Annotated in this window: 20 protein-coding genes; 5 read left to right on the plus strand and 15 right to left on the minus strand. The window is 44.4% G+C overall.

The annotated features are described in order from the left end of the window. Window positions 1–55: 55 nt before the first annotated feature. From QUA83_RS12315 to QUA83_RS12345, 7 genes are all read right to left on the minus strand, one after another. Window positions 56–292 carry a hypothetical protein gene (locus tag QUA83_RS12315; RefSeq protein ID WP_333293437.1) on the minus strand — a complete coding sequence of 79 codons (237 nt, stop codon included), beginning with the start codon at window positions 290–292 and terminating at the stop codon, window positions 56–58. A 19-nt stretch (window positions 293–311) separates the two neighbouring features. Continuing rightward, window positions 312–758 (minus strand): DUF202 domain-containing protein, encoded by a 447-nt coding sequence (locus QUA83_RS12320; RefSeq protein ID WP_333293438.1) that lies wholly within the window; start codon window positions 756–758, stop codon window positions 312–314. 15 nt (window positions 759–773) lie between these two features. Continuing rightward, window positions 774–1,196, minus strand: a complete 423-nt coding sequence (locus QUA83_RS12325) for a DUF202 domain-containing protein (RefSeq protein ID WP_333097514.1) — start codon at window positions 1,194–1,196, stop codon at window positions 774–776. Between the two features lie 144 nt (window positions 1,197–1,340). Beyond that, window positions 1,341–2,006 (minus strand): hypothetical protein, encoded by a 666-nt coding sequence (locus tag QUA83_RS12330; protein ID WP_333293439.1) that lies wholly within the window; start codon window positions 2,004–2,006, stop codon window positions 1,341–1,343. A 549-nt stretch (window positions 2,007–2,555) separates the two neighbouring features. Next, complete coding sequence (locus QUA83_RS12335) at window positions 2,556–3,209, minus strand: cadmium resistance transporter (protein WP_333293440.1); 654 nt, start codon at window positions 3,207–3,209, stop codon at window positions 2,556–2,558. A 20-nt stretch (window positions 3,210–3,229) separates the two neighbouring features. Beyond that, window positions 3,230–3,934 carry a cadmium resistance transporter gene (locus QUA83_RS12340; protein ID WP_333293441.1) on the minus strand — a complete coding sequence of 235 codons (705 nt, stop codon included), beginning with the start codon at window positions 3,932–3,934 and terminating at the stop codon, window positions 3,230–3,232. Window positions 3,935–4,138: 204 nt separating this feature from the next. Continuing rightward, window positions 4,139–5,644 carry an APC family permease gene (locus QUA83_RS12345; RefSeq protein ID WP_333293442.1) on the minus strand — a complete coding sequence of 502 codons (1,506 nt, stop codon included), beginning with the start codon at window positions 5,642–5,644 and terminating at the stop codon, window positions 4,139–4,141. Window positions 5,645–5,771: 127 nt separating this feature from the next. Between QUA83_RS12345 and QUA83_RS12350 the strand changes: the two genes are divergently transcribed. Continuing rightward, complete coding sequence (locus QUA83_RS12350; RefSeq protein WP_333293443.1) at window positions 5,772–5,972, plus strand: hypothetical protein; 201 nt, start codon at window positions 5,772–5,774, stop codon at window positions 5,970–5,972. Window positions 5,973–6,209: 237 nt separating this feature from the next. On the opposite strand, the gene QUA83_RS12355 is transcribed toward QUA83_RS12350, so the two are convergent. Then, window positions 6,210–6,662: a DUF732 domain-containing protein gene (locus QUA83_RS12355; protein WP_333293444.1), complete on the minus strand. Its 453-nt coding sequence runs from the start codon at window positions 6,660–6,662 to the stop codon at window positions 6,210–6,212. A 151-nt stretch (window positions 6,663–6,813) separates the two neighbouring features. Then, window positions 6,814–8,148, minus strand: coding sequence for an alkaline phosphatase PhoX (locus QUA83_RS12360; RefSeq protein ID WP_333293445.1), 1,335 nt, complete (start codon window positions 8,146–8,148; stop codon window positions 6,814–6,816). Window positions 8,149–8,913: 765 nt separating this feature from the next. Between QUA83_RS12360 and QUA83_RS12365 the strand changes: the two genes are divergently transcribed. Then, the gene (locus tag QUA83_RS12365) at window positions 8,914–9,828 is read left to right on the plus strand and encodes a LysR family transcriptional regulator (protein ID WP_333293446.1); all 915 of its coding nucleotides are present in this window, start codon (window positions 8,914–8,916) and stop codon (window positions 9,826–9,828) included. Between the two features lie 136 nt (window positions 9,829–9,964). On the opposite strand, the gene QUA83_RS12370 is transcribed toward QUA83_RS12365, so the two are convergent. Together QUA83_RS12370 and QUA83_RS12375 are read right to left on the minus strand one after the other, a co-directional pair. Beyond that, the gene (locus QUA83_RS12370) at window positions 9,965–10,810 is read right to left on the minus strand and encodes a prohibitin family protein (RefSeq protein WP_333293447.1); all 846 of its coding nucleotides are present in this window, start codon (window positions 10,808–10,810) and stop codon (window positions 9,965–9,967) included. Between the two features lie 53 nt (window positions 10,811–10,863). Beyond that, a complete protein-coding gene (locus QUA83_RS12375) occupies window positions 10,864–12,069 on the minus strand; it encodes an EAL domain-containing response regulator (protein ID WP_333293448.1) in 1,206 nt (401 codons plus the stop codon). A 421-nt stretch (window positions 12,070–12,490) separates the two neighbouring features. Between QUA83_RS12375 and QUA83_RS12380 the strand changes: the two genes are divergently transcribed. Then, window positions 12,491–13,006, plus strand: a complete 516-nt coding sequence (locus tag QUA83_RS12380; protein ID WP_333293449.1) for a heme-binding protein — start codon at window positions 12,491–12,493, stop codon at window positions 13,004–13,006. Here the strand turns inward: QUA83_RS12380 and QUA83_RS12385 are convergent. From QUA83_RS12385 to QUA83_RS12395, 3 genes are all read right to left on the minus strand, one after another. Further along, window positions 12,993–13,409, minus strand: coding sequence for a secondary thiamine-phosphate synthase enzyme YjbQ (locus QUA83_RS12385; protein WP_333210149.1), 417 nt, complete (start codon window positions 13,407–13,409; stop codon window positions 12,993–12,995). The two genes, QUA83_RS12380 and QUA83_RS12385, sit on opposite strands and share 14 nt — an antisense overlap. 110 nt (window positions 13,410–13,519) lie before the next feature. Then, window positions 13,520–14,620, minus strand: coding sequence for a glycosyl transferase (locus QUA83_RS12390; protein WP_333293450.1), 1,101 nt, complete (start codon window positions 14,618–14,620; stop codon window positions 13,520–13,522). A gap of 322 nt (window positions 14,621–14,942) precedes the next feature. Then, complete coding sequence (locus QUA83_RS12395; protein WP_333293451.1) at window positions 14,943–15,956, minus strand: hypothetical protein; 1,014 nt, start codon at window positions 15,954–15,956, stop codon at window positions 14,943–14,945. Window positions 15,957–16,078: 122 nt separating this feature from the next. Here QUA83_RS12395 and QUA83_RS12400 point away from each other — a divergent pair, with 122 nt between their 5' ends. Continuing rightward, window positions 16,079–16,645, plus strand: a complete 567-nt coding sequence (locus QUA83_RS12400; protein ID WP_333293452.1) for a hypothetical protein — start codon at window positions 16,079–16,081, stop codon at window positions 16,643–16,645. Window positions 16,646–16,649: 4 nt separating this feature from the next. On the opposite strand, the gene QUA83_RS12405 is transcribed toward QUA83_RS12400, so the two are convergent. After that, window positions 16,650–21,995 carry an AAA family ATPase gene (locus QUA83_RS12405; protein ID WP_333293453.1) on the minus strand — a complete coding sequence of 1,782 codons (5,346 nt, stop codon included), beginning with the start codon at window positions 21,993–21,995 and terminating at the stop codon, window positions 16,650–16,652. Window positions 21,996–22,437: 442 nt separating this feature from the next. Here QUA83_RS12405 and QUA83_RS12410 point away from each other — a divergent pair, with 442 nt between their 5' ends. Then, window positions 22,438–24,906, plus strand: coding sequence for an ATP-dependent Clp protease ATP-binding subunit (locus QUA83_RS12410; RefSeq protein WP_333293454.1), 2,469 nt, complete (start codon window positions 22,438–22,440; stop codon window positions 24,904–24,906). The last annotated feature ends 94 nt before the right edge of the window (window positions 24,907–25,000 follow it).

Consider the following 25,000-nt stretch of genomic DNA (forward strand, 5'->3'; position numbering starts at 1 on the left):
CGGTACAAGAATATCGATGAGGGAGAGGTTTTTGAGAATGCTGGCTGGTGCGAGTTTAGGCGCCGATCGAGAAATTGAAAGTTTCAGGCAAATGCTTGACAGTTTGCCAAAGATATGCAGTATCGATGCCCCAGTAAAATTGCAGGTAAACGAGCAAAAGCCCGATCGCGACTGTCACGCCCAGCAATTTAGGGACTATTTTCGCGACAGTCTCCAGCACTGCGAATGCTGCCCAGATAGCAGCACCTAAGATGAGAATGGAAGCGATCGTGGCAACTGTATCGCTGTTCATGGTTAACTCCTGTTGGCAATCAATCGGGTATTACAAAACTACTTGGGCTCAGTGCAACTGCCAAAATCGAATAAATTACTCCAATCCCCAATAAGCCCACAGCAAAACTGAAAAATAAAACCATCGCGTCTGGGGGATTGTAGGTATCGTGGTCAATTTGGTGGCGAACGGTGAAGTAATGCTTAGTTGAGATTAAGACTGTCGCCCAACCTATTAGAGAGAAAATTAAACCCAACTTCCACCCCATCGCCTGACGGTAATGTACGGGCATTTGCACGACGCGAAGTCGGATGATGACGACGCCAAACCCCATGAGTGCGATCGCGGCCCGCATCCATGCTAAGAAGGTGCGCTCATTTGCCGATCGATCGATCGCCCGCGACAGATTTTGCTGCTTTGGTTTCTCATCATCTACTTGCATCGGTTGGAACGATAATTGCACGCGATCTAACTCTTTAATATTCATATTAAACCGTCACCATTATTCAGGTGCCATCAAACCAAATGAGCTAGAAGGAACGGTGAACATATAATAAATTACCCCAGCCCCTAGGATTGCGATCGCGAGGCTAAAAAGAATAACCCAGCGATCCGTAGGTTCATAAGTATCGTAATCGATATCGTGACGGACGCCAAAGTAGTGCTTAGTTGAAAATAACACTGTCAGCAAACCCACTGCTGAAAAAAGCAAACCTAACTTCCATCCATTGCCAGGAGTTGGGAGTAGAGGGGGATGAAAGGTGCGAAGGCGCACGATAACTACGCCAAAACCCATCAGCGATATTGCTGTCCGCATCCATGCTAAATAAGTGCGCTCGTTTGCCAAGTGATCCCGAACCCGCGACGGATTGGGTCGCTTAGTCTTTTCTGTATTTACTTTCGTGGATTTCCAATTTAATAGCATAGATTAACCTTTTAATTTTAATGGGAAATAAGAAGGTAAACTGATATATTTTCGATTGGATGATTATCCGCCGGGAGAACTCCCGGCGGGATTTTGCGTTGCACCGATCTTTACACCGCCGATCGCATTACAACTTCACCAAACCTAATCATTTTCCTCAGTAGGTGCGTTGGGAACTTGCGTATCTATATACGCTTGAGTCACATCAGGAACAAACCAATTAGCATCGCCAGGTTGGAAAACTTTAGCAGTAGGAACGTTGAATTCTACAGCCCCCGTATCGGGATTAGCTCTGGCTACAACTTGAGTTCCGTCAACTATCTTAACAGCTAGACCGCCCGTCAATTCTTCTGAAGGTTGATCGGTCGTTCTTAAATCGGTTGCTTTGATATCGCTGGGTAGATAAATTCCATCGCAATCCCATTTATGTTCAGTTGTTTGGCCATCAGCTAGAAAATAAAGGCCATTCTCGTAAGTAGAAGAAGCGGCTTTTTTGCCTTTCGGGCCGTAGACAGCCAGGGTTTTTCCTGTCTCGTTACGGCACTGACCCCAAGGTTTTCCCGTTTCTAAAGTGTATTTTTGAAACTCCAATTGAGCGATTTTTTGTTGAAGTTGCTCAGGGGTATAATTCTGGGCGGTATCGGGTGCGTCTTTCCCTGCCTTGAGAGTGTTTAGAGCTTGAGTCACCTCTATGTAATCGGGATTGCTCGCATATTTCGGCGTTTTTGGAGCGTCGGCCCAGGATGGGGGAACGAATACTAAATTAGCGGCCATTACCAAGAGCACTAAAACAAATTTGAAGATTTTCACAATTTTTCTCCTTTTCTCGATTGTCAGGTTTTTTCCCACTTTCTGTTTGCTTGCTATTTTAAGACTTAGGCAAAAACGATATCTCTTTAACTGGTTTGCCTGAGAAACCAAATTTTGCAGAAGCGAAAAATCTGTTTTTTTAGCATTATACCTATTGTCAAAGTCGCTCTGCGGGGGGTAGTGGCGAAGGGATTGGGGGAGCTTTTAGGGATTAATCCTCAAGTTTTTAGCTCGGTTTGATTCACCACTACAGGATTTCTTGAGACAAGAGGTATATTGTTGCCTAAGTCTGGCAATTGGCTAGCTCAAAAGATGGTTTCAAGTTTCGTGACTACTTGAGGCTAAATTAGTTTGAAGCTGGTTTTAGCTTGGTCACTCACTTCATTATTAACTTAGCATATTTGTTGATAAACTTCAAGCAATTTAGCGCCTTTTTTAAGGAAACATTTGTTAAGGAAAAAGTGATGAGTTCGGACTTAAAACTTATGGCAAATTATCTACCTAGAGAGGGATGGAAGTAGCAGAACATTGCATAGTCATTAGTTAGATTTAAAATGGCGGGAGCAGCCGATAACTACCACTTTCAATCAGGATGAATATTCCCAAACCAATCAAGACAAAAGGGACAGCAGCCTTGGTATAGCGAGTCAAAATATGGGCGATCGCCCTTTGGCGAGTTAATCGGTAAGCGGCATAAGACCAAACACCTACCATCACCGAGAAAACCGCTAAAATCACCACCAAGCTCGGCAAATCGCTGCTAGCAAACAGCGGCAAATAAATGCCGATGTTGTCACCCCCGTTGGCCACTGTTACCGCAGCCACATTCAAAGTTTGGGGGTTGAAAAGAGTGGCGAGTTTTGACACAGCAGATGAGTTAGATTGACGGTTAAATTCGCCCGATACTGCTTGTACGTCATTTTCCTCATTTTCTCTCTTGACTAAGTGACTGATGCCGATCGCGATCGGAACCAAACCCAGCAAGCCAATCCAAGCTTTCGGAACAATTAAACCGCCAAAAAAACCGGGCAAACTAGCAGCGATGAGTGCTGCAAATCCGAGGTACTTACCGACAAAGATATGCCGGGGGCGGAAAGTATCATTTACCTGGGCGAAAAACAGCATCGAAAGCACCATATCGTCGATATTGGTTGCGGCAAAAGATGTAATCCCGGCAATAATCGCTGCTGCAATCCAATTCATGTGCTGTCCCTGCAATTTTTCTAAACCTCTGTTTCGCTGGCGTTACTTCTGCTCATACTTATCAAACAGAAACCGCAACCAACTAAAGATATTATACTTAAAGTTGGGCTTGCAAGAGTGCCGCTTTTCACCAGAATTGCCATTCCCAATCCGATTAAAACAAAAGGCACAAGCTGATTGCCATAGCGAGTCAAATTATCCGCGATCGCCCGCATCTGAATTAACCGATAAGCCGCGTAGCACCAAACGCCCACCATCCCGAAGAATACAGTGAGAACCACCGCCAAACTTTCTAAAGTATTGCTAGCAAAAAGTGGCACATATATCCCGATATTGTCGCCCCCATTTGCCACCGTCACCGCTGCTACGCTGTAAGTTTGAGGAGACAGAAAACTGCTAAAAAAAGAGTTCTCAGATTGCTCTAATTCTGCCTCAGCTTCCGAATCGTCAGTTTCTGGATTCAGCAAGCGGCTAAGCCCGATCGCAATTGGCAGCAAACCCAGCATTCCGATCCAATCTGGGGGAAAGATTAAGCTGCCAAAAAAGCCGGGAAGGCTAGCCAAAACCAGTGCACTAAAGCCCAGAAACTGACCGAAGACGATATGCCTGTGCCGAAATACTGCATTCACCTGCGAGAAAAACAGCAGCAGAATCAGAATATCGTCAAGATTCGTAGCTGTAAAAGCTGTCATACCCGTAGAAATTGCTGTTAGTAATTCATTCATTTCTGTGTCTCCTTAATTTCAGCGGTATTTGCGGTTGCTTCCGCGATCCGGCAGGAGTTAAAACCCCCGCCTCAAAGTTCAACTCCTCTCAAGAGGACTGAAGAAATTATTAGTCCTCTTCAGAGGACTTTTGCTATTAGCCAGGGAATTAATTCCCTGGCGGTCTTTGCGGATAAATTAACATCTATAAACACCGCCTTGCAACTAATCAAACCTGTTGTTGTCGATCGATACTGCTTTGAATCGAACACCACCGTAAATTGTATTATCTTCCTCGAATTTGGCATGAATTGCGTCAATACCATGCTCCATCGAACGCACAAGTCCAGGATAGCGCCGACGCTGCCAGAAAAACCACCCGCAAGTAGCCATCAAGTACATCAAGAACAAGTAAGGAAACGCATCGTAAGGAGCTTCAGGAACTGGGAACATAGTGCTGCCTGGAATGCCCACACTTCCCGCAATCGGAATCATCATAAATGCGATCGCCGCAACCGAAAACGCTACATCTCGCACGCGCAATTTACCAATTTTGTGCAGGTAAACCGGAGCCGCGATCGAAATCAAGATGTATACCGTTAAAAATCCGTAGCTGCAAATTGCCCCCAAATAACCCATACAATCGAACAGTTTGATGTTAAACATAGACATCACAGCAGGCACTAGAAATGTCATGAATGTACACATCGTTACTGCAACGTGGGGAGTTTTATTAGATGAATGCGCTACACCTAATGAAGAGTGAAACAAACCGTGGCGTGCCATCATAAAAAACACTCTCGCCGCCGGATTGATGCTGCCGAGCACGCAAGCAAAAAAGCTAAATAAAGCGCCGAAAGCCACTAACTCTCCCAGCCAGCCCATGCCGACTTGTTGCGCTAGAAAAGTCAGAGGTTCTTCACTATTCGTAATAGAAACTCTCGTACCGCTAAAACCCAAAACCTCAATATAGGTCATCAAAATGAAGAATAAGCCTGCCATCACAGCGCTGCCCATAACAGCCCTGGGGATATTTTTTAATGGTTTTTTCGCTTCGTCGCCCAGAGATGTAGCACTTTCAAAACCAGAGAAACCAAACATTACTAAGACAAGTCCCGTCGCTATATTGCCGGGAGTTACGCCTTCCAAAGTTAATTGGGACATATCCAGGGCAAAACCTTTGTGCGCCCAGATGATGATTCCCAAGATAAAAATCGCCGCCACTGATGCCCCCTCTAGCCACAGCATCGCCATAGCTGAGAGTTGGATATCTTTATAACCTGCATACCAAGCAACGCCCGCCCCGATCGCTAACAGCGTAATCGGTGACGGATGGATGCCTAAATGACCGATGAAAGTACCCGTAAAGTTGGCAAAACCGCACAAAACGGCCATCGCAGTAAATAGATAAGCGAGTACCAAACTCCAGCCGCAGATTACGCCGGCAGTCGGGCCAAGTCCTTTAACAATATAAGAATAAAGAGAACCAGCAGAAGCCGATCGACTCGCAAATTGGTTGATATTTATGCTGACAAATACTAGGCCTATCAAGCCGATGAGAAAGCTCAGCCAAGCCCCGTTTCCTGAGAGGGCCACGATCAAGCCGAGGTTGGACGCTGGTATTGTGGTAGGTGCTATGACAGCAAAGGATTGAGCTAAAACTTCTCCAAAGGAAAGGCAGTTTGGCTTTAAGCCGTGGGCACTCCGATTTATTTGCGTTGTCGCGCTCATGCAGAATCTCCATTATTTGTCAAGCGATCGCGATCGCGATCGGCTTTAACTTGTTGTTTCTGCCTTGGCACTGGGCCCATTGCCAAAGACTTAACTTTACTTTAAGTAGTCTGCTAGATAAAATCAAATGTTGTTTTTTATTGAATTAATAAATAAAAGTGATGAAGTGCTGTCTACGGAAAAACCTTTGGTATACAAAACACATCAACTTTTCCTAGAGGCGGCTGCAAACTGCGATCGCGCCCTTCAAGAAATGGATGAAGCTCGTCCCCTGACTGATGAAGAACACGAAGCAGCCGGGTGGATTTTCGATCGATCGACCAATTAATGCCGAAGGTTCCCCGCTGTGGGGGAGCCTCCAACTCTATTAACTCCACCTTTAACGCAGGCGGCCATTTTGAAACATCAGGAACGCATTACAATGGTATCCCCTTCCCTTCAAAGTCTAGTTACTTCCTTGCTCTGTGACCTGCCAACTGACCTCACAGAGGCAATCTGAGCCGCCACTCCTACTGCTGAAGCGCCAGTAATGGCAGAGGCGATCGCTCCACACAGACTTCCTGGCTCAGTCGTGAAACTCAGGGCAGTAATATTTAGGAGCCAGAGCGTTAAGGGCATCAACTTCAGCATTGCCTTGAGGTTGCAGCAAGTCGATCGACATTCCCCCACTTAGTGCATTACATATCCCGCGCGCACGTTCGATAGCAGCTTGGGGATTTCGTTGAAGGCGAGACACAGCATCGGATGAGGATGACTTGAGCCGTTTGCTCAACGATTGTTGGTAATTATTAATAAAAGCCTGATCATTTGGCCCTAAAGCGAGCGGGCGACCACTGCTACTACGTCCACAAAGCTTACCTAAGTCGATCGTTTGACCATCACTTTTCTGTATATAGCAAACGTAATCAACAGGTGTTTGAGCGACTGAACTACTAGATTGATATAGGTCAACGCCAAAGGCGATCGACATCATTACCAAAGAATAAAACACTCGTTTCGACTGACTGGCATATTGCACTACTCTTCAAACTCCCATCCTTTTCTTTCTAATCTTATAGAGAACCCATACCGGATGTAGTCACAATCCGGCGTGATTCGCCATATTCTGCATAGTGCGAACATTAAGCGTTTTACACGCAAATAAATGCCCGCACTACAAGACAATAATGTTATGCTCCTCGTTGAGACTTCCAAGGGCCCCAAATGGCAAACGTGATGCCTGGGGTTTGGATATTAACGAACATAGTGTTACCATCCGGCGAGAAGCAGGCTCCGGCAAATTCCCGATCGTTGATCGCATTTTTTGCCAGACGATACAGTTCCCCTTTGGGAGTTACGCCCACCACGAACTGCTCATCATCGCCATCTTCGCAAATGATCAGATCACCATGAGGTGCCACAACAATGTTGTCAGGGCCATCGAGTTCGTCAGCCGATTTAGCCTCAACAAAAAGTTCGATCGCATCTTGATCGGGAAGATACCGCCAAACCTGACCAAATCCGTTGGCTCTGCCACTGGCGTCAACAGACCCACCGTCCGAACAACAGAAGTAAACTTCACGATTGCCGTACCAGATGCCTTCCCCACGAGTAAACTGGGCAGCACCTTTACCGAAACCTTCAACCCGTACCGTATCTGTAGCAGGGTCAGGATTGTCAATTGTCACCCATTCCACCGGCATCGGTTGGCCCTTGGGAAACCCTGCAAAAGTTTTTGCTTGAGGCATATTCTTAATCTTCAGCGCTTGGAGAGTACCCCCAGCGCTTAAATTGTTCCGTTGAGATGGGATAAAGCGATAGAAAAGGCCATCTCCTCGGTCTTCAGTCTCGTACAAAATTCCGGTTTTGGGGTCGATCGCCACCGCTTCATGGTTAAACCGTCCCATCGCAACTAAAGGTACGGGATTCACAGGAACCGTTGCCAGAGCCGGAACTTCAAAGTTGTAGCCGTGAGATTTCGAGACATTTGTCGCATTGCCCGGTCTATTCGTCGCCGGAGTCGAGGTATTCTCCTCGGAAGTAATCCAAGAACCCCAGGGAGTCGGGCCGCCCGCACAATTTCGATAGGTGCCGCTAAGCGAAGCGTAGTGCTTGATGAGCTGACGATCGGGTCCAACCTGTAGTGTGGTTGTCCCTCCTTTGCAAAGAGGATCGTAAGGATTTGGGCCCACAACTTGTGTTGAAGAATTCGGACTCAGTTCGTGATTGCGAACCAAAATCACCGTGTTTTGGGGACCTGGGAAAGCCGCCATGCCATCGTGACCACCAGGCACAGGGGAACCGTCGCTCATCATTTCGCCCGTTCGTGAAAAAGCCTGATACTGAAATCCCCGAGGTAAATCTAACAATCCATTCGGATCGGCTACGAGAGGGCCATACCCTCCCCCAAATACTGATTGACCATTGGCCTTTCTGGCATAAAGCGCTTCTAAAGGAGACATCATCAAAGTGCCAGCAGCGCTCGCTCCTGCCAAGGTAAAAAACTTTCGTCGTGATAGTTGCATCAGCTTTTCCGGTGAATTAAACAAAGCATACTAAACCTGCATCAAGACCAAGATAAGGTTTGTTTAACTTCTGATTAAAGTTGTTTCATAGTTGTTCAAAGTCAATCTCAACAGCTCGTAATTGCTCAGCTAATCTGGTTGTTTGTTGGTCTGTCTGTTCGCCCGTTGACGTTTCTATTCAGTACGGATTTGGAAGATGAGCCGCACCTTGATCAACTTTCTACAAAGACGTTTTTCTCAAACCTATGTCTATTTACTTGTCCAGTTTAAAGGACAATCTAGTAACATTTGTAATACTTAAATAATTCAATTTATTTATTAATATTACCCTTTACACAATGGGTTTAACAGATTCTATTTTTCCATATATAGCAGGTTAATAGCAGTTTAAAATTATACGATTACAACAGTTTCTATTTCTTCAATATCTACGCATATAATAGCCGTTTAAAATTCTACGCCCACAACTGTGGTGACTTGGAGGGTTGCTACAACAAAACTGGCACAATGAGATAGCGGTTTGCAATGGGATGCACTACACTCCTAACGAGGAACTTTTTCTTGGCGGCATTCTAATCCTGTACCTTATCCAACTGAGAACGGCTATATAAGAAAAGTTTAAAGGACGGTTGCAGACCGTTCTTTTTAGGATTTTCAACCTGTACCAGAGACTCGATCGAAATGTTCAGGTCAAAGCTTAGCCGCCAGAGATTTTAATCTCAAAAAATAACTGTATTTAGTAAAAGGGTACTCAGCATGGCCGGAATGACGCTTGACCAACTGCGAGTTTTTCTAGCTGTCGCGGAACATCTGCACTTCAGCCGCGCAGCGGAGGAACTTTACATCACCCAACCCGCTGTCAGCGCTACAATCCAAAGCTTAGAGGCGCAATACGGAGTAAAACTATTTCACCGCATCGGCCGCCGCATCGAAATCACAGATGCTGGGAAGTTGCTGCAAGTTGAAACTCAGAAAATTCTCGACCAAGTTGCTTTGACTGAGAGAGGTTTGCGGGAGTTGAACGATTTGCAGCGAGGCGATTTAAACTTGGGTTGCAGTCTGACCATTGGCAATTATTGGTTGCCTGATAAACTTAGCAAGTTCAAACAAAAATATCCTGGTATTTGCGTGAATTGTACTCTGGCAAATGCCGAAGAAATTTGTGCGGGGACGGCGACGGGAACATTTGATTTGGGTTTAGTGACGGGAGACATCAAAGCTTCGCTTAAGAGCACTCTGGAGGAAGAAGTTGTAGGCAGCGAACGCTTGCTGATTGTAGTTGGCAAATCTCACCCTTGGTTTGAACGTGCAGATGTGAGTTTAGCGGAAATTGCGAAAACGGATTGGGTGATGCGAGAAGCTGGTTCTGGAGTTCAGCAAATGTTGGAACAAGCTTTGCAAAGTTGGGGCATTAATCCCCAGGAATTGAATGTAACTTTAGTTTTGAATAGCAGTGAAATGGTAAAAGCAGTGGTGGAAAGCGGCACAGGTGCAGCGGCTATTCCTGAATTGATGGTAAAAAAAGAATTGCAGCTATCTACACTGCGAGCGATTAAAATTATAGATAGCCAACCAAGTTCTAATGTATGTTTTGAAATAATTAAACCAGTTTTAAAACTGAAGCACCGACAGCGTTTTCAAACTGGAATTACTAAAGCTTTTGAACAGATATTAACTTAAGGTGCGGGTAATTGCTAATGCAGGACTTACGCACCCATACTCAAAAAACCAGTTTTTTTACCGACATAAAAAGCTACACGCCGTGTATTTTCGTAAAAAACCCGGTTTCTCCCCACCTGTGCGTCCAGGATTATAATTATCTCTCAACCAATTTCCTCAAGTCCAATAAATTTTTACCCCCATCACCAACAATCAGCGGCAATTTCCCATCCCATTTTTCTATAGCCTGCCTTTCCAAAAGTTCGGGAGTCAAATTGTCCCGCAGCAACCTTTGCACTTCGGCTTCTCCCTTGGCTAAATTCACCTTAGCCTCGGCCTGTTTTACTGCCTTCAGCGCTAAAAACTCCCCTGTTTTTACCTCCTGTTCGGCAATTTGTTTCGCCTCCACCGCCTCGCTAAACCGCTCAGAAAAGTGAACGTGTACTAAAGAAATATCGTCAACGGCAATGTGATATGTAACCAGCCTCAAGGTCAAAGAATCATCAACTGCGGCTTTAACTTCTCCCCGTTTAGTAATAATTTCTTCAGCCGTGTATTTTGCCATAACTGCTTTTAATACTTCTTCAACAGCCGGATCTATAATGCGAGCAATGACTTCTTTCTCGTCACCTATTTGTTGAAAAATAGCATTTGCTTCTTCTGGGATAATATGCCAGTTCAGCGCTACATCCGTGAACACATCTTGCAGATCTTTGGAGGAAGATTCAGCGGAAATTTCCTGTTTTTGTACCCTGACGCTCAACTTTTTTACAGTATTAACTGTGGGGACTATTACATGAATCCCTTCTCCGAGTACCTGTTCTTGCACTTTACCAAACTGCATCAGCACGCCCCGTTCTCCAGCGTTGACTATAATAAAAAATTTGGACAAAATAGCTAGAAACACTATCAGTATAGCTATTTGAACAGCTAGGTAAAAATCCTTATTTTTTTTATTACTTGATTTGAGTGAGTCAACGTTACTGCTGGATTCTAAAACCATATTTTACCCCGATCGCACTTAATTTTCTGCTCAATATTGACTTAACAAATCTTCTATTTTCCTGCCATTAACAACTGTTCAAAATCCGCTGCACCCAAAGGAGGGCTAAACAAATAGCCTTGCATTATATCGCACTTATAGCGCCAGAGAAAATCTTTTTCTGCTTCCGTCTCAACTCCTTCGGCAATTACCTCAAGACAGAGACTGTGCGCCATGTCAATAATAGCTTTCACAATCGCTGCATTTGTGCAACCATCGGTGATATTGCTGATAAAACAGCGGTCTATTTTTAAAGTATCGAAAGGGTATTGCGTCAGATAGCTTAAAGAAGAATACCCAGTTCCGAAATCGTCAAGAGATATACAAACTCCCAAATTTTTCAAATGTTGCAAAGTCGCGATCGCACTTTCGGCATCTTCTACCATCAAACTTTCGGTCAGCTCTAATTCCAAACTGCTCGCTTCCAAACCAGTTTCTGCTAAAATTTGGGCAACTCTGCTGCTGAGATCCGGTTGGTGAAATTGGCGTGGCGACAGATTTACCGCTACCCGCAGCCCCGAAAAACCAGCATTTTGCCAAACTTGCATTTGCTTGCAAGCCGTCTGCAAAACCCACTCCCCTAACTCTACAATGAAGCCAGTTTCTTCGGCATGGGGAATAAATTCTGCGGGTGAAATCAGCCCTTTTTCTGGATGTACCCAGCGCACTAAAGCTTCTGCGCTCATAATCTTACCTGTCTGGACATTGACTTGCGGCTGATAGTAAACTTGGAATTCTTCTCCTTCCAGTGCGTCGCGCAAACTTGTTTTTATCTGCTCTAATTTGTCGGTGGCATCTTGGTTCAATTCGCTAGTTGGCGATCGCAAAGTATTGTACTGTTCGGCGACAGCTTCTTGTTTTTTCAAGCGGCTCGATATCGCGCCTACAAGTTCAGCTTTACTAAAAGGTTTAGTCAGGTAATCATCTGCTCCCAATTCCATACCTTGCCGCATTTCAGAGCGATCGGCTTTACCTGTGAGAAAAACAAAAGGTACTGTAGCAGTAACAGGATTAGATCGCAAGGCCACCAGCACCCCATACCCGTCAAGTTCTGGCATCATCACGTCGCAAATAATCACGTCGGGAAGATTTGACACCGCCGCATATAAACCTTTTGCTCCATTTTCTGCACCCGTCACGTCGAAACCTTCAGCTTTGAGGAGTTTGAGAATATTCTCGCGAATTACTTGCTCGTCCTCAATCACTAGAATCTTTTTCATACGTCATTCCCTGAAAGCGGTATAATTGATAGGCGTTTCTGAACGCGATAAGCGTCCCAATAACTGAGAACGCACAGATCGATGGGCCCAACAGCCGAATATTTTCCGACACAAATAGCAAACACCTGAAAAACGCTAATTTTTCAAGCACAACTAGATTAATGTTTCTCTGCTTAGTCAGTGCCGTCCGTATTATTACGAGGTTAATTAATAATCTCTCAACTAATTCTAGGCGATCGACAGTTAGCAGCGCCTTAAATAACTGCTAAACTAATTGTGCCGCCTGAACGATTGTCTGCAAACAATCTCAGCCTATTTATACCAGTTGCCAAAAAGAATGCAACTGCAAGCAAGTTCAAAACCCTTGCGGAGTCAGTCTTTCCCCATTATTCAATGTAAAATCTAAACTTTTAAATCTCAAATGGTATTACCTAGTGGATTCCCTGAGCCCGCACAGATTGGGGTCATAGAAGTTAAGCAATATCCTCACTACCGCGCTGTCACCTACACCCACGCGGGCGATTTGCGACAAGCAACTGGCATCGCCTTCAATCCCTTATTTCAACACATCAGCAACAACCAAATTGCGATGACAACGCCAGTAGAAGCGCGCTACACGGAAACTTCCGGGCAAATCGATGCGGTTCCCCAAGCTGAAGTTTCGTTCCTTTATCCTGAACCAAATATCGCCCCCAGCAGCGTTAACTCCGCTGTAGAAATCACGGATACTTCGCCGATGACGGTTGTCAGCATTGGCGTGGGCGGGGCCTACACTTGGGAAAGCTACGAAAATAACCTCCAGAAACTCAAAGATTGGCTTCAAGAACATCCCGAATACGAAATAGTCGGGCCACCGCGCCGCTTTTTTTACAATTCCCCGATGACGCCGGAAGCAACTAAAATCAGCGAGGTACAAATTCCCATCAAGTCCCGCTGACGTGAACAACTAATTCGCGAATGTGACCCCGCTGGCGGTGTTCCCACAGGTAAATTCCCTGCCAAGTTCCTAACAGCAACCTGCCGCGATCGATCGGGATTTGTTCAGAAGTATGAGTCAGCGCAGTGCGAATGTGCGCCGGCATATCGTCTGGGCCTTCCGCATCGTGAATGTAGCGATCGTCCTCCGGTACCAGTTTAGCCAAAAAGTTAGCCAAATCCTTAAGTACATCCGGGTCAGCATTTTCTTGAATCACCAAACTAGCAGAAGTGTGGCGCAAAAATAAGCTACAAAGTCCCGTTTTAATACCTGAATTCGCCACCACATCTTCTATTTTAGGAGTGATTTTGGACAGAGATTTCCCGGTAGTTTGAATCTTGAGTATCTGTTGATAGTGATTCATTCGATTCTAGATTGTAGATTGTAGATTTTAGATTTTGGATGAGACTGATGCAAAACTCTTCGGTTCGGGGAGGTAGACTTTGTTTGTGTAAGATCGATTTCTAATCGCACTTATGAAAAATAGTCTACAACAGCTTGGGCGAGATCCTCCGTACCATTTTTATCCAATTTCTCCGACAAACGCGGCGGATGCAGCGGTTGTCGCAAAAACTCCCAATCCCCCTCAAAAAACTCCGTCGCCGTCAAGATTTGATGTTCCGCATAATTTTGAATCCCTTCCAGCAACACCGCAGCTTCTGCAAAACCTTCTCTCATTATAGAAACAACAGGTATTTCCAAGCGCAAAGCTTCCGAAAAAGTGCTGTATCCCGGTTTAGAAACTAAGCGCCCGCAGACAGGCATAATATCGACCGGACGCGGTAAAATCGGGAAAGATTGTGTAAACTCTTGATTTTTGACATAAATCAAATTCGGCAAATCGGGAGCTCCCGCATCAAAAGTAATAAATTGCCAGTCACTAAATTGCTGTAAATTTTGATAAGGAATTTCCTCTAAACCCAATCCGCCGAAAGTCAGCAATACAGTTTTTTCCAACGGTGTTTCGATGCCGAATACTTCCCGAATTTTTTCGTTACTATAGCGAGGATTGCCACCAGTCAAGCCCACATCTTGAATATTTGGGAAAGCTGCCATCGGTTCGTGCAAAGGAAGACGAAAAAGCCGATCGCACATTCCGAAACACTCACCAATCCAATCTGCCATTTCTACAAATTCCCCGCCCCAATCTCGATAGATAAAATCCCACCCAAAATTGCTCATCATCCAGCAAGGAACCCCAGCCGCTGCCGCCATTCGCGTTGCCAAAGGAGGAATATCTGCCAGCACCAAACCCACCCGATTTTGCTTGATAAAATTAACTTCGCTGGCAATTAGGGAATTTTGCTTTTTCCGAATTTCCCGCAATTTTTCCAGCGTCGCGTCTTTATCCATATTCAAACTGTCAGCTTGCACCACACCCACATCAAAAGCACGGGGACGGTGGATAAAGTCGCCGCTAATGTAAGATTCTAGGAGCCAGCGAGGTGCTGTTGTTGTGATAATTAGTAAAATATCTGGATTTAATTCTTGAATTTTTGCAGCTACGGACGCAACTCGGACAGCGTGACCGAATCCGTGATTCGTGATGGCAATATATAATGTTGGTCGAGACATTGATAATAGGGAATTGGGTATCGGGCATCGGGCATTGGAGGTAGAGACTGGAAGGCAACAATGCCAAGCTTCAAGCGACGCACCACCAACAATGACACAATTAATAACTAATGACTAATGACTAAGCGGTTGTGTATTTAACTTGTATATTCCTGGCTTTGCTCTGAGCAACTGCCCAGAAGAGTTTTATTATTATTGACTATAATAAAATTATTTTTTAATAATGAACGCCACTCCTCTCTTTATGAATAAATTAAAACTAAAAATTTTCCTCCTCATAACTTAATTATAATTGTACAGGGCTCGAATATGCAAGAACTCATCAATCGGACGCGCCCTCAGACCAAACAGGCAATTGATTAATCTTGTCCAGGGTTATATCTACATACTTTTTACCATCCGCTGCTAGATTTTCCCCAAAATATCCCTCATCGCCGTCGTGCTTGTGAGGGCCACTCAAAGCTGCGGCATAGCGGCCTTGCAAACGAGCTTGGTTGAAAGGAGAAGTCGCGTACCAGTACCAGCGACTGGGAAAAACTATGCCGCCGATATCCTCAACTGAATCGCGAGTGCCGCGAAAGTGGAAAATGCGATCGGCTTCTGCAAAACCATTTTCTCCCGAAAAGACGCCCCCAACCGAAACAACCGTAATTTCTGCCTTCAGCCATTCTTTAAGATAGCGAGTAGCACCTAAAGCAACTTGTGCGCCGCCGCTAGTGCCAATTAAAATAACTTTCACAGGTTGTTGAGAATTAACTGAAATGGGAGATTTAGCATTCATGCGATCGATAATTGCATTAGCTATTCCCTGATTGTATGCAAAGCCGTAGCGATAATCTAGAGAAATTGCAAACCTCCAGAGATTGCGAATTTTAATGAATATATTCCCCGCAATCGGCCCTTTTTTTGCCTGTTCTGCAAACCGCCAAAAAGGAGCTAGCCAGCGCTCTCCTCCTAAACTTTTGTTAGAAACTGAGTAAGGAAAAACATCGCCCACTGCTACGCACTGCGGGTGACTTTTAACTAAACGCTTGAGAAACAACTCTTCGCCCGGGGTTAATTCATCCCCCGAAAAATCGCCAACTCCCGATAAAAAGATGATATAACAATTGAGTGGCGAAGACTTGCGGGCTTCTAGATTGCCGTTGTTCTGTGGCAATATCTCCGGCGGATTTTTCTTGATACCAAAAGTTTCGGCACTTTGATTCAGCCACCATATAACAGTTCCCACCGGCGAAAGAATGCCCCAAATTATCAGGATTACACCGGCGATCAGCAACAAATTTAAACTTCCCCCGCGCAGCCATGCAAGTATCCGTAAAATCAATCTTAGCATTTAATAAAATCTGGTAGAATGCCAATTAATTACTTAATTACCTAGAAATAGTTCGGTGATTCTGCTGTATTAGAGCTTATTTTGTAAAAGTTGTCAACTATCTTGAGGAGCAGGAGTTCAACGTGAAGAGAGAAGATTCAATTGCAGGTTTGGGCGCAACGCTTTGGAACGCACTTTCTTTGAACGGCAATTTTTACGAAAAAACTCCCTACACTCGCAGAACTAAGCGAATAGCTTTAACAATTGTAATTTTAGCTGCGCTGTCCCGCGTGTTGGGCAGTGCTGTCATCTTGTTAATCAACCGAACTGAGCCATCAGTCTTATTTCTAGGACTTTTGATAGAGGGTTTGGCAGTCGCGGGGGGTTATTATTTTTGGACTTTCACTATCTTTAAAATCGGGGAGTGGCTGAAACCGGGTCACGTAACTTATGAGGAGTTGCTGGTTCCGATCGGCTTTGCCTACGCCCCCCAAGTGCTGAATTTCTTAACGCTAATTCCCTTGCTGGGAGAAGGAATTGAGCGGATATTAGCTGTGTGGAGTTTGCTAGCTGTAATTGTGGCGGTTCGCCAAGGTTTGGACATTCAAACTCGCTGGGCGGTGTTAATTTGTTTGGTGGGTTGGCCCTTGATCCAAATTGCGATCGGCTTTGTGGAAGTATTTGAGCAGTTGCTGTCACGATGGCTTTAATTAATCAATACGGCAGCAGTATAGTAAACTCGCTGCCCTCTCCAGGTTCCGACTTGCAAATTAGCTTTCCTCTATGTTGTTCTACCACAATTTGATAACTGATAGACAATCCCAAACCCGTCCCCTTACCTACCTCTTTAGTAGTAAAAAACGGGTCGAATATTTTACCCCGCACCTCCGAATTCATACCCACACCATTATCAACAATGCGAATCGCTACTTGATGGCTTTCCGCGACTTCAGTCCAAATCTGAATTGTTGGAGTGTGTGTCGAGTCAACTTTACTCCCTCTTTCGCGAGACAAAGCATCAATCGCATTAGTCAGTACATTCATAAATACCTGATTAATTTCTCCCGGATAGCAGTTCACTAAAGGCAAATTGTCGTACTCCTTAATCACTTGAATATCAATTAATTTGTGATCCAAAATCATCAACGTGCTGTCGATACCTTCGTGGATATTAACCCATTTTCTATCTGATTCATCTAGTCGAGCAAAGTTTCGCAGTGACAGCACAATATCGCGAACCCTCGCAGCACCAACTCTCATGGAATCAATCATTTTAGTGAAATCATTCATCAAGAAATCTAAATCTATTTCCTCACTTTTATTTACTATTTCTGACTCGTAATCTGGGTATTTATTTTGGTATAAACGTATTAAATCTAGTAAGTTTTGAGCGTATTCATTGGTGTAATGTAAATTTCCATAAATAAAGTTAATGGGGTTATTAATTTCGTGAGCAATTCCCCCTACAACTTCTCCTAAACTGGACATTTTTTCACTTTGGATTAGCTGCAACTGAGTGTGGCGGAGTTCTTCCAGTGCAGTTTGCAATTTCTCAGTTCTTTGCGCTACTCTGGTTTCCAGGATAGTATAAAAACGGGCATTTTCTAGAGAAATAGCTGCTTGTGCAGACAATATTCCCAAAATTTCTAGCCTGTCGCTAGTAAAAGCACCCTTGGTTAAATTATTTTCTAAATAAAAAATTCCTGTAAGGTTGCCTTGATGGATAATTGGCAATACCAGGATAGATAGGGGTTGATTGGTGGCAATATAAGGGTCAAATTGAAATTGATCTGTTCGGGTAGCATCATCTAAAACCAAGTATTTTTGGGTTCTTTCTACATAGTTAATCAAGGAAATTGGGAGGATATCAGATTCGGCAACAGGGAGAGATTGTAACACGGTAACATCATTAAACTGACCTATCAGCGCCGCTTCTATGAATAATTGATTACCTGTCTTGGCAAGAAATAATACTTTTTGAGCGCCTGCGTTTTCCTGCACAAGCTGTACGAGTTTCTCTAGCAAACGGCTGAGAATAATTTCGCTTGAAACAGCTTGAGATGCTTTGACAACTGTGGACAAATCCAGCACCAAACTATTGTTGATAGTAGTTTGGGCAGTCGTGACAACATTTTTATATATTGCTTCTTGATGGCGATCAACTAAATAATTATAACGTGATTCTAAGTATTTAACTTTGGCTATAGCTCCCCAGCGGATGTAGGCATAATAAGCTTTTGTCAGATAAGTTCGAGCAATTATATCTTTATCCAAAGATTGATAAAACTCTCCAGCTAATTCATAAGCTAATGCTTCTTCTTGGATGTAACCATTAGCAGCCGCTCCTTTAATAGCTAAATCATAATAATCCATTGCTGCAAGTTTATCGCTGAAAAGTCGAGCTTTCTCAGCTTCGACTAATTCGTACTTGTGCTGATAATTCATGGGTGCATGGTAGGCCCACTTTTTCATAATTTGCTGATTAGAGTTAACAATAGCTAGGTATGCTTCTTGATTGTCACTGTCAGGATAGTGAGCGAGGAGGGCCAGCGAATAGTAGAAATTGTGTACCCCAACAGTGATTAAGCCGATCGCCCCATCTGCGTATTCTGCCGCTAATTTACCGCTGGCAACAGCCGCAGCATAATCTTTCAATAAATAAAGCAGCATCAATTTAGCAACATAAGCTGCAAACAGCGACATTCGATTATTTTCTTTCTGCCACTGCGACATCACAGCAGGTTCATCCAACCTACTACTAACTAATCGTACTTGCTCTGCTGTTTTGCTTGTTAAGCTTGAAGCAGTTACTTGCCAAATTTTAGCATAACCTATGGCAAATTCATGTTTATTTTTTTGCAAAAACTCCATATAAACGCTTTGTTTATCTTCGACATATTCTAGCGGTTGTCCCACCAAAAATAAATTGGTAATATAGTGCTTACAATTATAAATTGCCCATTCTACATCCCCAGTCTCAACACCAACTTTCATTCCTTCTAGAAAGGAAGCAAGTGTATTTTTAGTAGACTCTTTCCAGATTCTGATATGAGCATTAAACATTACATAAACCTTAGCTTTTTGTTGGCTAGCGTTAAATTGTTCTAGCAGCTTTAAAGCGATTAATCCAGCGTAGTAACCAGCTTCGATGTCGCCTTCTGTCCCGCACAGGATCATTCCATAAAGAGTATAGGGAAAAGTGGCTAATGCTGAATGACCGCGATCGATACAAAAATTGACCATAGTCAAGACGAGGGACGACACAATTTCTGGTTTGGCAATATAAGCAGGAGGATAGAGGGCTGTCAGGATTTCCATAGCTGCCAGTTGATAAGGATCTGTCATAACTGGCAGGTTTTCTAATTCCTCAATTCGCGGCAATTTTGGCACTGCAATGGTTTCGTTATCTAATAGGTTTACTCCCAGCATTTCCAGCACTTCTAGACCTGTTTCAACAGCTTTTAGCATCTGGCTTTGAGCCTGATAAAACAGAATTTTTAGCTGATATACTTTCACTATGTCAAGCTGGTTTTTAGCCGATCGCAAAACCACTTCCGCCAAATTTTCTGCTTGCTGGAAGTTGGTGTTTAAATATTCCGCTTCCAGCGTCTCTACATACAGCCGCAGCGTCATGCTATAGTTGCAATCCCAGCTATCCGGTGCTAATAAGGAAATTCCCACATTCAAATACTTAACAGCGGGTTCATAAGCGTTAGCTGCTTTTGCCTTATGCCCAGCCATTAAATTTAATCCTGCTAATTCATCTTTTTCTGATTGCAGGCTTAGACAATCAATTCCTACATTCAACTGGTTGATAATATCAAAAATTTTCTCTTCTACTTTCTCGGCGGGCGTATTTTCCAACAGCAATTTACCGATACTAAGATGAGTGGCTTTCTTTTCATCATCAGGAATCAGCGAATATGCAGCTTGCTGGACGCGATCGTGCAAAAATTTATAGCTTATTCGCGAAGAATCGAAACTTAAATTAGATCCGGCTTCTCCATCTAAAAATAAAGGAATGAGGTAACTCTCATTCAATGGAAGTATTAACCCAGCTTGCAAAGCATCCCAGAGTTCAGTCGCAGTGACTGATGGAGATTTTGCGTTAACAGTAGAGAGAACATCTAAAGTGAATTTGTCCCCAACACAAGCCGCCAATTTCAAAACTTGTTGTGTAGTCTCTGGCAATTGTTGAATCCGACTGGCTACCAGTTCAACTACACTCTTATCTGTGATGCCAATAGCCTGAATCTCCTCAATGTTCCACTGCCACTCCCCTTTTGTTCCGCTAGACAGCAGCCGGGTAAAGTCAAATCTCAAAAGTTTTTCTTGATAAAGACTGTTGAGCAATTGCGTCAAGAAAAAAGGATTTCCACCAGTCTTATTCCAAATTAACTCCGCTAAGGGGTGAATTGTTTCTGAGTCATTCAATGTCTCAGAAATTAACTCTGTCACCTGGGCTAAAGAAAGAGGTTCCAGCACTAAATTGTTGAGAATAATCCCCGTTTCTTGAAGGTACTCTACTGTCTGCATTAAAGGGTGTGTAGAGCTAACTTCATGGTCTCGATAGGCTCCAATTAACAGTAAATATCTGCTATCTGGGTCAGTCGCCAGCAATTCCATTAATTTCAAGGTCGCTGAATCTGACCACTGCAAGTCATCGATAAATATGACTAATGGATGCTCTTTTTGCGCGAATACGTGGATAAATTCTTTGAATAGCCTGTTAAAGCGGTTTTGTGCTTCTGTGGGGGCAAGTTCCGCAACGGCAGGCTGTTTGCCAATTACCAATTCTAGTTCTGGAATCACGTCAATAATTACTTGTCCGGCATCGCCTAGTGCGGCTAAAAGTTGATGTTGCCAATCTTGTAATTTTTCGTTATTTTCCGCAAGTAACTGCTGGATCAAAGATTGAAAAGCTTGAATTAAAGATGCGTAAGGTATATTCCGTTTGAATTGATCAAATTTACCAGAAATAAAATAGCCCCGCTGTCTGGTGATGGGTTTTTGAATTTCGCTAACTACGGCCGATTTGCCTATACCTGAATAACCAGAAACTAGGATCAGTTCAATTTGGGAAGCGGAAGAAATTTCCTCGCAGGGATTTGCTACACGTTCAAATGCTGCCAATAGTTCGCTGACTTGTGTTTCCCGCCCATACAATTTTTGAGGAATCAACAACTGACTCAATATATCTAAGTTTCCCGGCGTAAAATCGACTATCTTGCCTGTAGTTTCTAACTGATCTAAACAAATTTCTAAATCGGCTAACAATCCGCCTGCTGTTTGATATCTATTTTCGGCATTTTTTGCCATCAATTTCATCATAATTTGTGAAAGTGGTGGTGGAATGTCTGAATTAATTTGATGCGGTAAAATTGCTTGAGAAGCTATGTGACTGTAAACTATCTCTAAAGGGTCGTTGCTCATAAATGGCAGTTGACCTGTCAGCATTTCATATAAAGTGATTCCGAGAGAATAAAAGTCTGTGCGGTAGTCGAGGGTGCGGTTCATTCTCCCGGTTTGTTCGGGAGACATATAAGCAAAAGTACCGACGAGCGAGTTAGTATTATTAATTTGGGGGTTTTCTTTAGACAATCGCGAAGCAATCCCGAAATCGGTCAGTTTAATAATTCCTGTTTGGCTGTTGATGATGATATTGCTAGGCTTAATATCTTTATGAATAATTTTTTGAAGGTGCAGATATTCTAAGGTTTTTATGAGTTGAATACCAAACCTCAAACAGGTGATGACTTCGAGCTTTTGTCTGGACATCAGGCGATCGAGAGATTCGCCCTCAAAGTCTTCTAAAAGCAAGCCGAGACGGTTGTCAAAGGTTTCTAGGCTAAGGACTTTAACTAGGCCCGGATGGTCTAAATGTTGGCGAATGCGATACTCGTGCTTGATCCGGGTAATTGCATCGAGGGTGGGATATTCAGCTTTCAGGATTTTGAGTACAGTTGTCTCCTGCTGGGTGGGGATTTTTCCTCGATAAATAATTGTTTCGATACCTTCGTGGAGAGTGGAGTGGATTTGGTATTGCGAGAGAAATTGCATCGAGTTCTGCTCAGAGTTGAAAATATATCTGATTCTAGTCGCTATTCGCTGTTGACTGTTGGCTGTTGGCTGACGGCACGACCACCCTCAACAGTCAAAAGTCTTGACATGGCAACTGTTATATGCTTAATTCAACCATGTACTTAGGCCAACAAAAATCAAGCTTTATTTACTCGGACAAGAATCTATTTAGAGATAAAATGATAGTATTCATGGAATCAAGCCATTTTGCTACTATTATTCTCAATTAATATCCGATCGACAGCGGACGGCAACCACACCCCTACTATTCGGCTCTCCCCACTGTCCCTACCCCTTTAGCAAGATACATTGTTAAAGAAGGAAATACACAAAAATTTACATCTATAATTTGTGTAGTGTTCCAAATCGCTCCTCACCAGCAGCGATACAGCCCTCGCCAAGACAGTAGGATAGAAAAAATATGTTTGAACGCTTTACAGAACAAGCCATTAAAGCAATCATGCTAGCCCAAGAGGAAGCGCGACGCCTCGGTCACAATTTTGTAGGCACCGAGCAAATTCTTCTGGGACTCGTCGGCGAAGGCACTGGCATCGCTGCAAAAGTATTACTGGATATGGGCCTCAACTTGAAAGAGGCGCGCAATGAAATCGAAAATATCATCGGTAGAGGTTCTGGGTTCCTCCCGCCGGAAATTCCTTTTACGCCCCGCGTCAAACGCATTTTTGAGACGGCGCTGAACGAAGCGCGGCAGTTAGGCCACAATTACATCGGCACCGAGCACATCTTGCTAGGGCTGATTCAGGACGATGAAGGGGTGGCGGCGAAGGTGCTGCAAAACTTGGGAATCGATCGCCAGAGAGTCCGCACGCAGGTAATTCGTGCCGTGGGAGAAGTCGCGGCGGTACCCGGAGGCAGAGGAGATAGCGGCGATCGCAAAATCCCGACTTTAGAAGAATTTGGCACAAACCTGACCAAGTTAGCCGCAGCAGGCAAACTCGATCCCGTAGTGGGCCGCGAAAATGAAATCGAGCGCGTGATCCAAGTGCTCGGCCGCCGCACGAAGAACAATCCAGTGTTAGTAGGCGAACCGGGAGTCGGCAAAACAGCCCTCGCCGAAGGTCTAGCCCAGCGGATTGTTAATAGAAACGTCCCGGAAATTTTAGAAGACAAACAAGTAATCAGCCTCGATATGGGTTCGCTGATTGCTGGTACAAAGTTCCGAGGCGAATTTGAAGAACGGCTGACGAAAATCATGGCCGAAATTCGCGCTGCCGGCAACATCATTTTGGTTATCGATGAAATTCACACCTTAGTCGGTGCAGGCGCAATTCAAGGCAGCATGGACGCCTCCAATATGCTCAAACCCGCCCTTGCTAGAGGCGAATTGCAGTGTGTCGGCGCCACTACCTTAGACGAATACCGCAAGCACATCGAGCGCGACGCTGCCTTAGAACGCCGCTTCCAACCGATCAAAGTCGGTGAACCGAGCGTGGCTGAAACAATAGAAATATTGTACGGGTTGCGATCGGCTTATGAACAGCATCACAGACTGACAATTTCCGACGCAGCTTTAGAAGCAGCGGCCACATTGTCAGACAGATACATTAACGATCGGTTTTTGCCAGACAAGGCGATCGACTTAATTGACGAAGCAGGTTCCCGCGTCCGCGTGATGAATTCACAAACCCCGCCTGAAGTTAAAGAACTCAAAAAGCAACTGCCTGCCGTAACAAAAGAAAAAGATGCAGCAGTGCGCGAGCAAGACTTCGACAAAGCTGGAAAATTGCGCGATCGCGAATTAGAAATTGAAGCCGAAATCGCCGAAGCTACGATCAACAAAAGCCAACTCAAAACTTCTCCCATCGTCACCGAAGAAGACATCGCCCACATCGTGGCTAATTGGACGGGAGTACCAGTCAGCAAGCTGACAGAATCCGAATCGGAATTGCTGCTGCACATGGAAGACACGCTGCACCAGCGCTTGATCGGTCAAGAAGAAGCTGTCACCGCAGTTTCTAGGGCTATCCGTCGCGCGCGGGTAGGCTTGAAAAATCCGAATCGCCCGATCGCCAGTTTCATCTTTTCCGGCCCCACAGGCGTCGGCAAAACGGAACTTACAAAAGCCCTAGCAACATATTTCTTCGGTTCCGAAGAAGCCATGATTCGGTTAGATATGTCCGAATTCATGGAACGCCACACGGTTTCCAAACTCATCGGTTCGCCTCCGGGTTACGTTGGCTACGACGAAGGTGGCCAACTAACAGAAGCAGTCCGGCGCCGTCCTTACACAGTCATCTTGTTCGACGAAATCGAAAAAGCTCACCCGGATGTCTTCAACATGATGCTGCAAATCTTGGAAGACGGCCGCTTAACTGATGCTAAAGGTCGGACAGTAGACTTTAAGAATACACTGCTGATCATGACCTCAAACATTGGTTCGCGAGTGATTGAAAAAGGCGGCGGCGGTCTCGGTTTCGAGTTTGCTGACAGTGCCGCAGACGGGCAGTACAACCGCGTTCGCAGCTTGGTAAACGAAGAACTGAAACAGTTTTTCCGTCCCGAATTTATCAACCGCTTGGATGAGATTATCGTCTTCCGCCAGTTGAACAGGGAAGAAGTGAAGCAGATTGCGGACATTATGTTGCAGCAAGTCTTCAGCCGCTTAACCGAACAGGGTATTACTTTGTCGGTGACAGACCGGTTCAAGGACTTGTTAGTTACAGAAGGCTACAATCCCAGCTACGGTGCTCGACCTTTGCGCCGCGCAATCATGCGGTTGTTGGAAGATGTACTGGCTGAGGAAATGCTGTCTGGGAAGCTGAAAGACGGCCAAAAGGCGATCGTTGATGTAGATGAAAACGGTCAGGTTAAGGTAGTGCCCGATGGTTCATCTGAGCCGAAATTGCCCGAATTCGCATTGAGCCATTAATGCGCTCTACAAACGGATAAATACTGTTAATTAAAAACCCGGTTTCTCCGAGAAACCGGGCTTTTAATTAAAAAATAGCCGTCCAAAAAAAGCA

Source organism: Microcoleus sp. K1-B1, assembly GCF_036704705.1.
GTDB lineage: Bacteria > Cyanobacteriota > Cyanobacteriia > Cyanobacteriales > Microcoleaceae > Microcoleus.

Coding starts and splice junctions, on each gene's coding strand:
- QUA83_RS12315 (WP_333293437.1), bottom strand. CDS start 292: ATGAACAGCGATACAGTTGCCACGATCGCTTCCATTCTCATCTTAGGT.
- QUA83_RS12345 (WP_333293442.1), bottom strand. CDS start 5,644: ATGAGCGCGACAACGCAAATAAATCGGAGTGCCCACGGCTTAAAGCCA.
- QUA83_RS12385 (WP_333210149.1), bottom strand. CDS start 13,409: ATGAATCACTATCAACAGATACTCAAGATTCAAACTACCGGGAAATCT.
- QUA83_RS12390 (WP_333293450.1), bottom strand. CDS start 14,620: ATGTCTCGACCAACATTATATATTGCCATCACGAATCACGGATTCGGT.
- QUA83_RS12325 (WP_333097514.1), bottom strand. CDS start 1,196: ATGCTATTAAATTGGAAATCCACGAAAGTAAATACAGAAAAGACTAAG.
- QUA83_RS12380 (WP_333293449.1), top strand. CDS start 12,491: ATGGTATTACCTAGTGGATTCCCTGAGCCCGCACAGATTGGGGTCATA.
- QUA83_RS12340 (WP_333293441.1), bottom strand. CDS start 3,934: ATGAATGAATTACTAACAGCAATTTCTACGGGTATGACAGCTTTTACA.
- QUA83_RS12335 (WP_333293440.1), bottom strand. CDS start 3,209: ATGAATTGGATTGCAGCAGCGATTATTGCCGGGATTACATCTTTTGCC.
- QUA83_RS12375 (WP_333293448.1), bottom strand. CDS start 12,069: ATGAAAAAGATTCTAGTGATTGAGGACGAGCAAGTAATTCGCGAGAAT.
- QUA83_RS12365 (WP_333293446.1), top strand. CDS start 8,914: ATGACGCTTGACCAACTGCGAGTTTTTCTAGCTGTCGCGGAACATCTG.
- QUA83_RS12350 (WP_333293443.1), top strand. CDS start 5,772: ATGTTGTTTTTTATTGAATTAATAAATAAAAGTGATGAAGTGCTGTCT.
- QUA83_RS12410 (WP_333293454.1), top strand. CDS start 22,438: ATGTTTGAACGCTTTACAGAACAAGCCATTAAAGCAATCATGCTAGCC.
- QUA83_RS12370 (WP_333293447.1), bottom strand. CDS start 10,810: ATGGTTTTAGAATCCAGCAGTAACGTTGACTCACTCAAATCAAGTAAT.
- QUA83_RS12395 (WP_333293451.1), bottom strand. CDS start 15,956: ATGCTAAGATTGATTTTACGGATACTTGCATGGCTGCGCGGGGGAAGT.
- QUA83_RS12360 (WP_333293445.1), bottom strand. CDS start 8,148: ATGCAACTATCACGACGAAAGTTTTTTACCTTGGCAGGAGCGAGCGCT.
- QUA83_RS12320 (WP_333293438.1), bottom strand. CDS start 758: ATGAATATTAAAGAGTTAGATCGCGTGCAATTATCGTTCCAACCGATG.
- QUA83_RS12405 (WP_333293453.1), bottom strand. CDS start 21,995: ATGCAATTTCTCTCGCAATACCAAATCCACTCCACTCTCCACGAAGGT.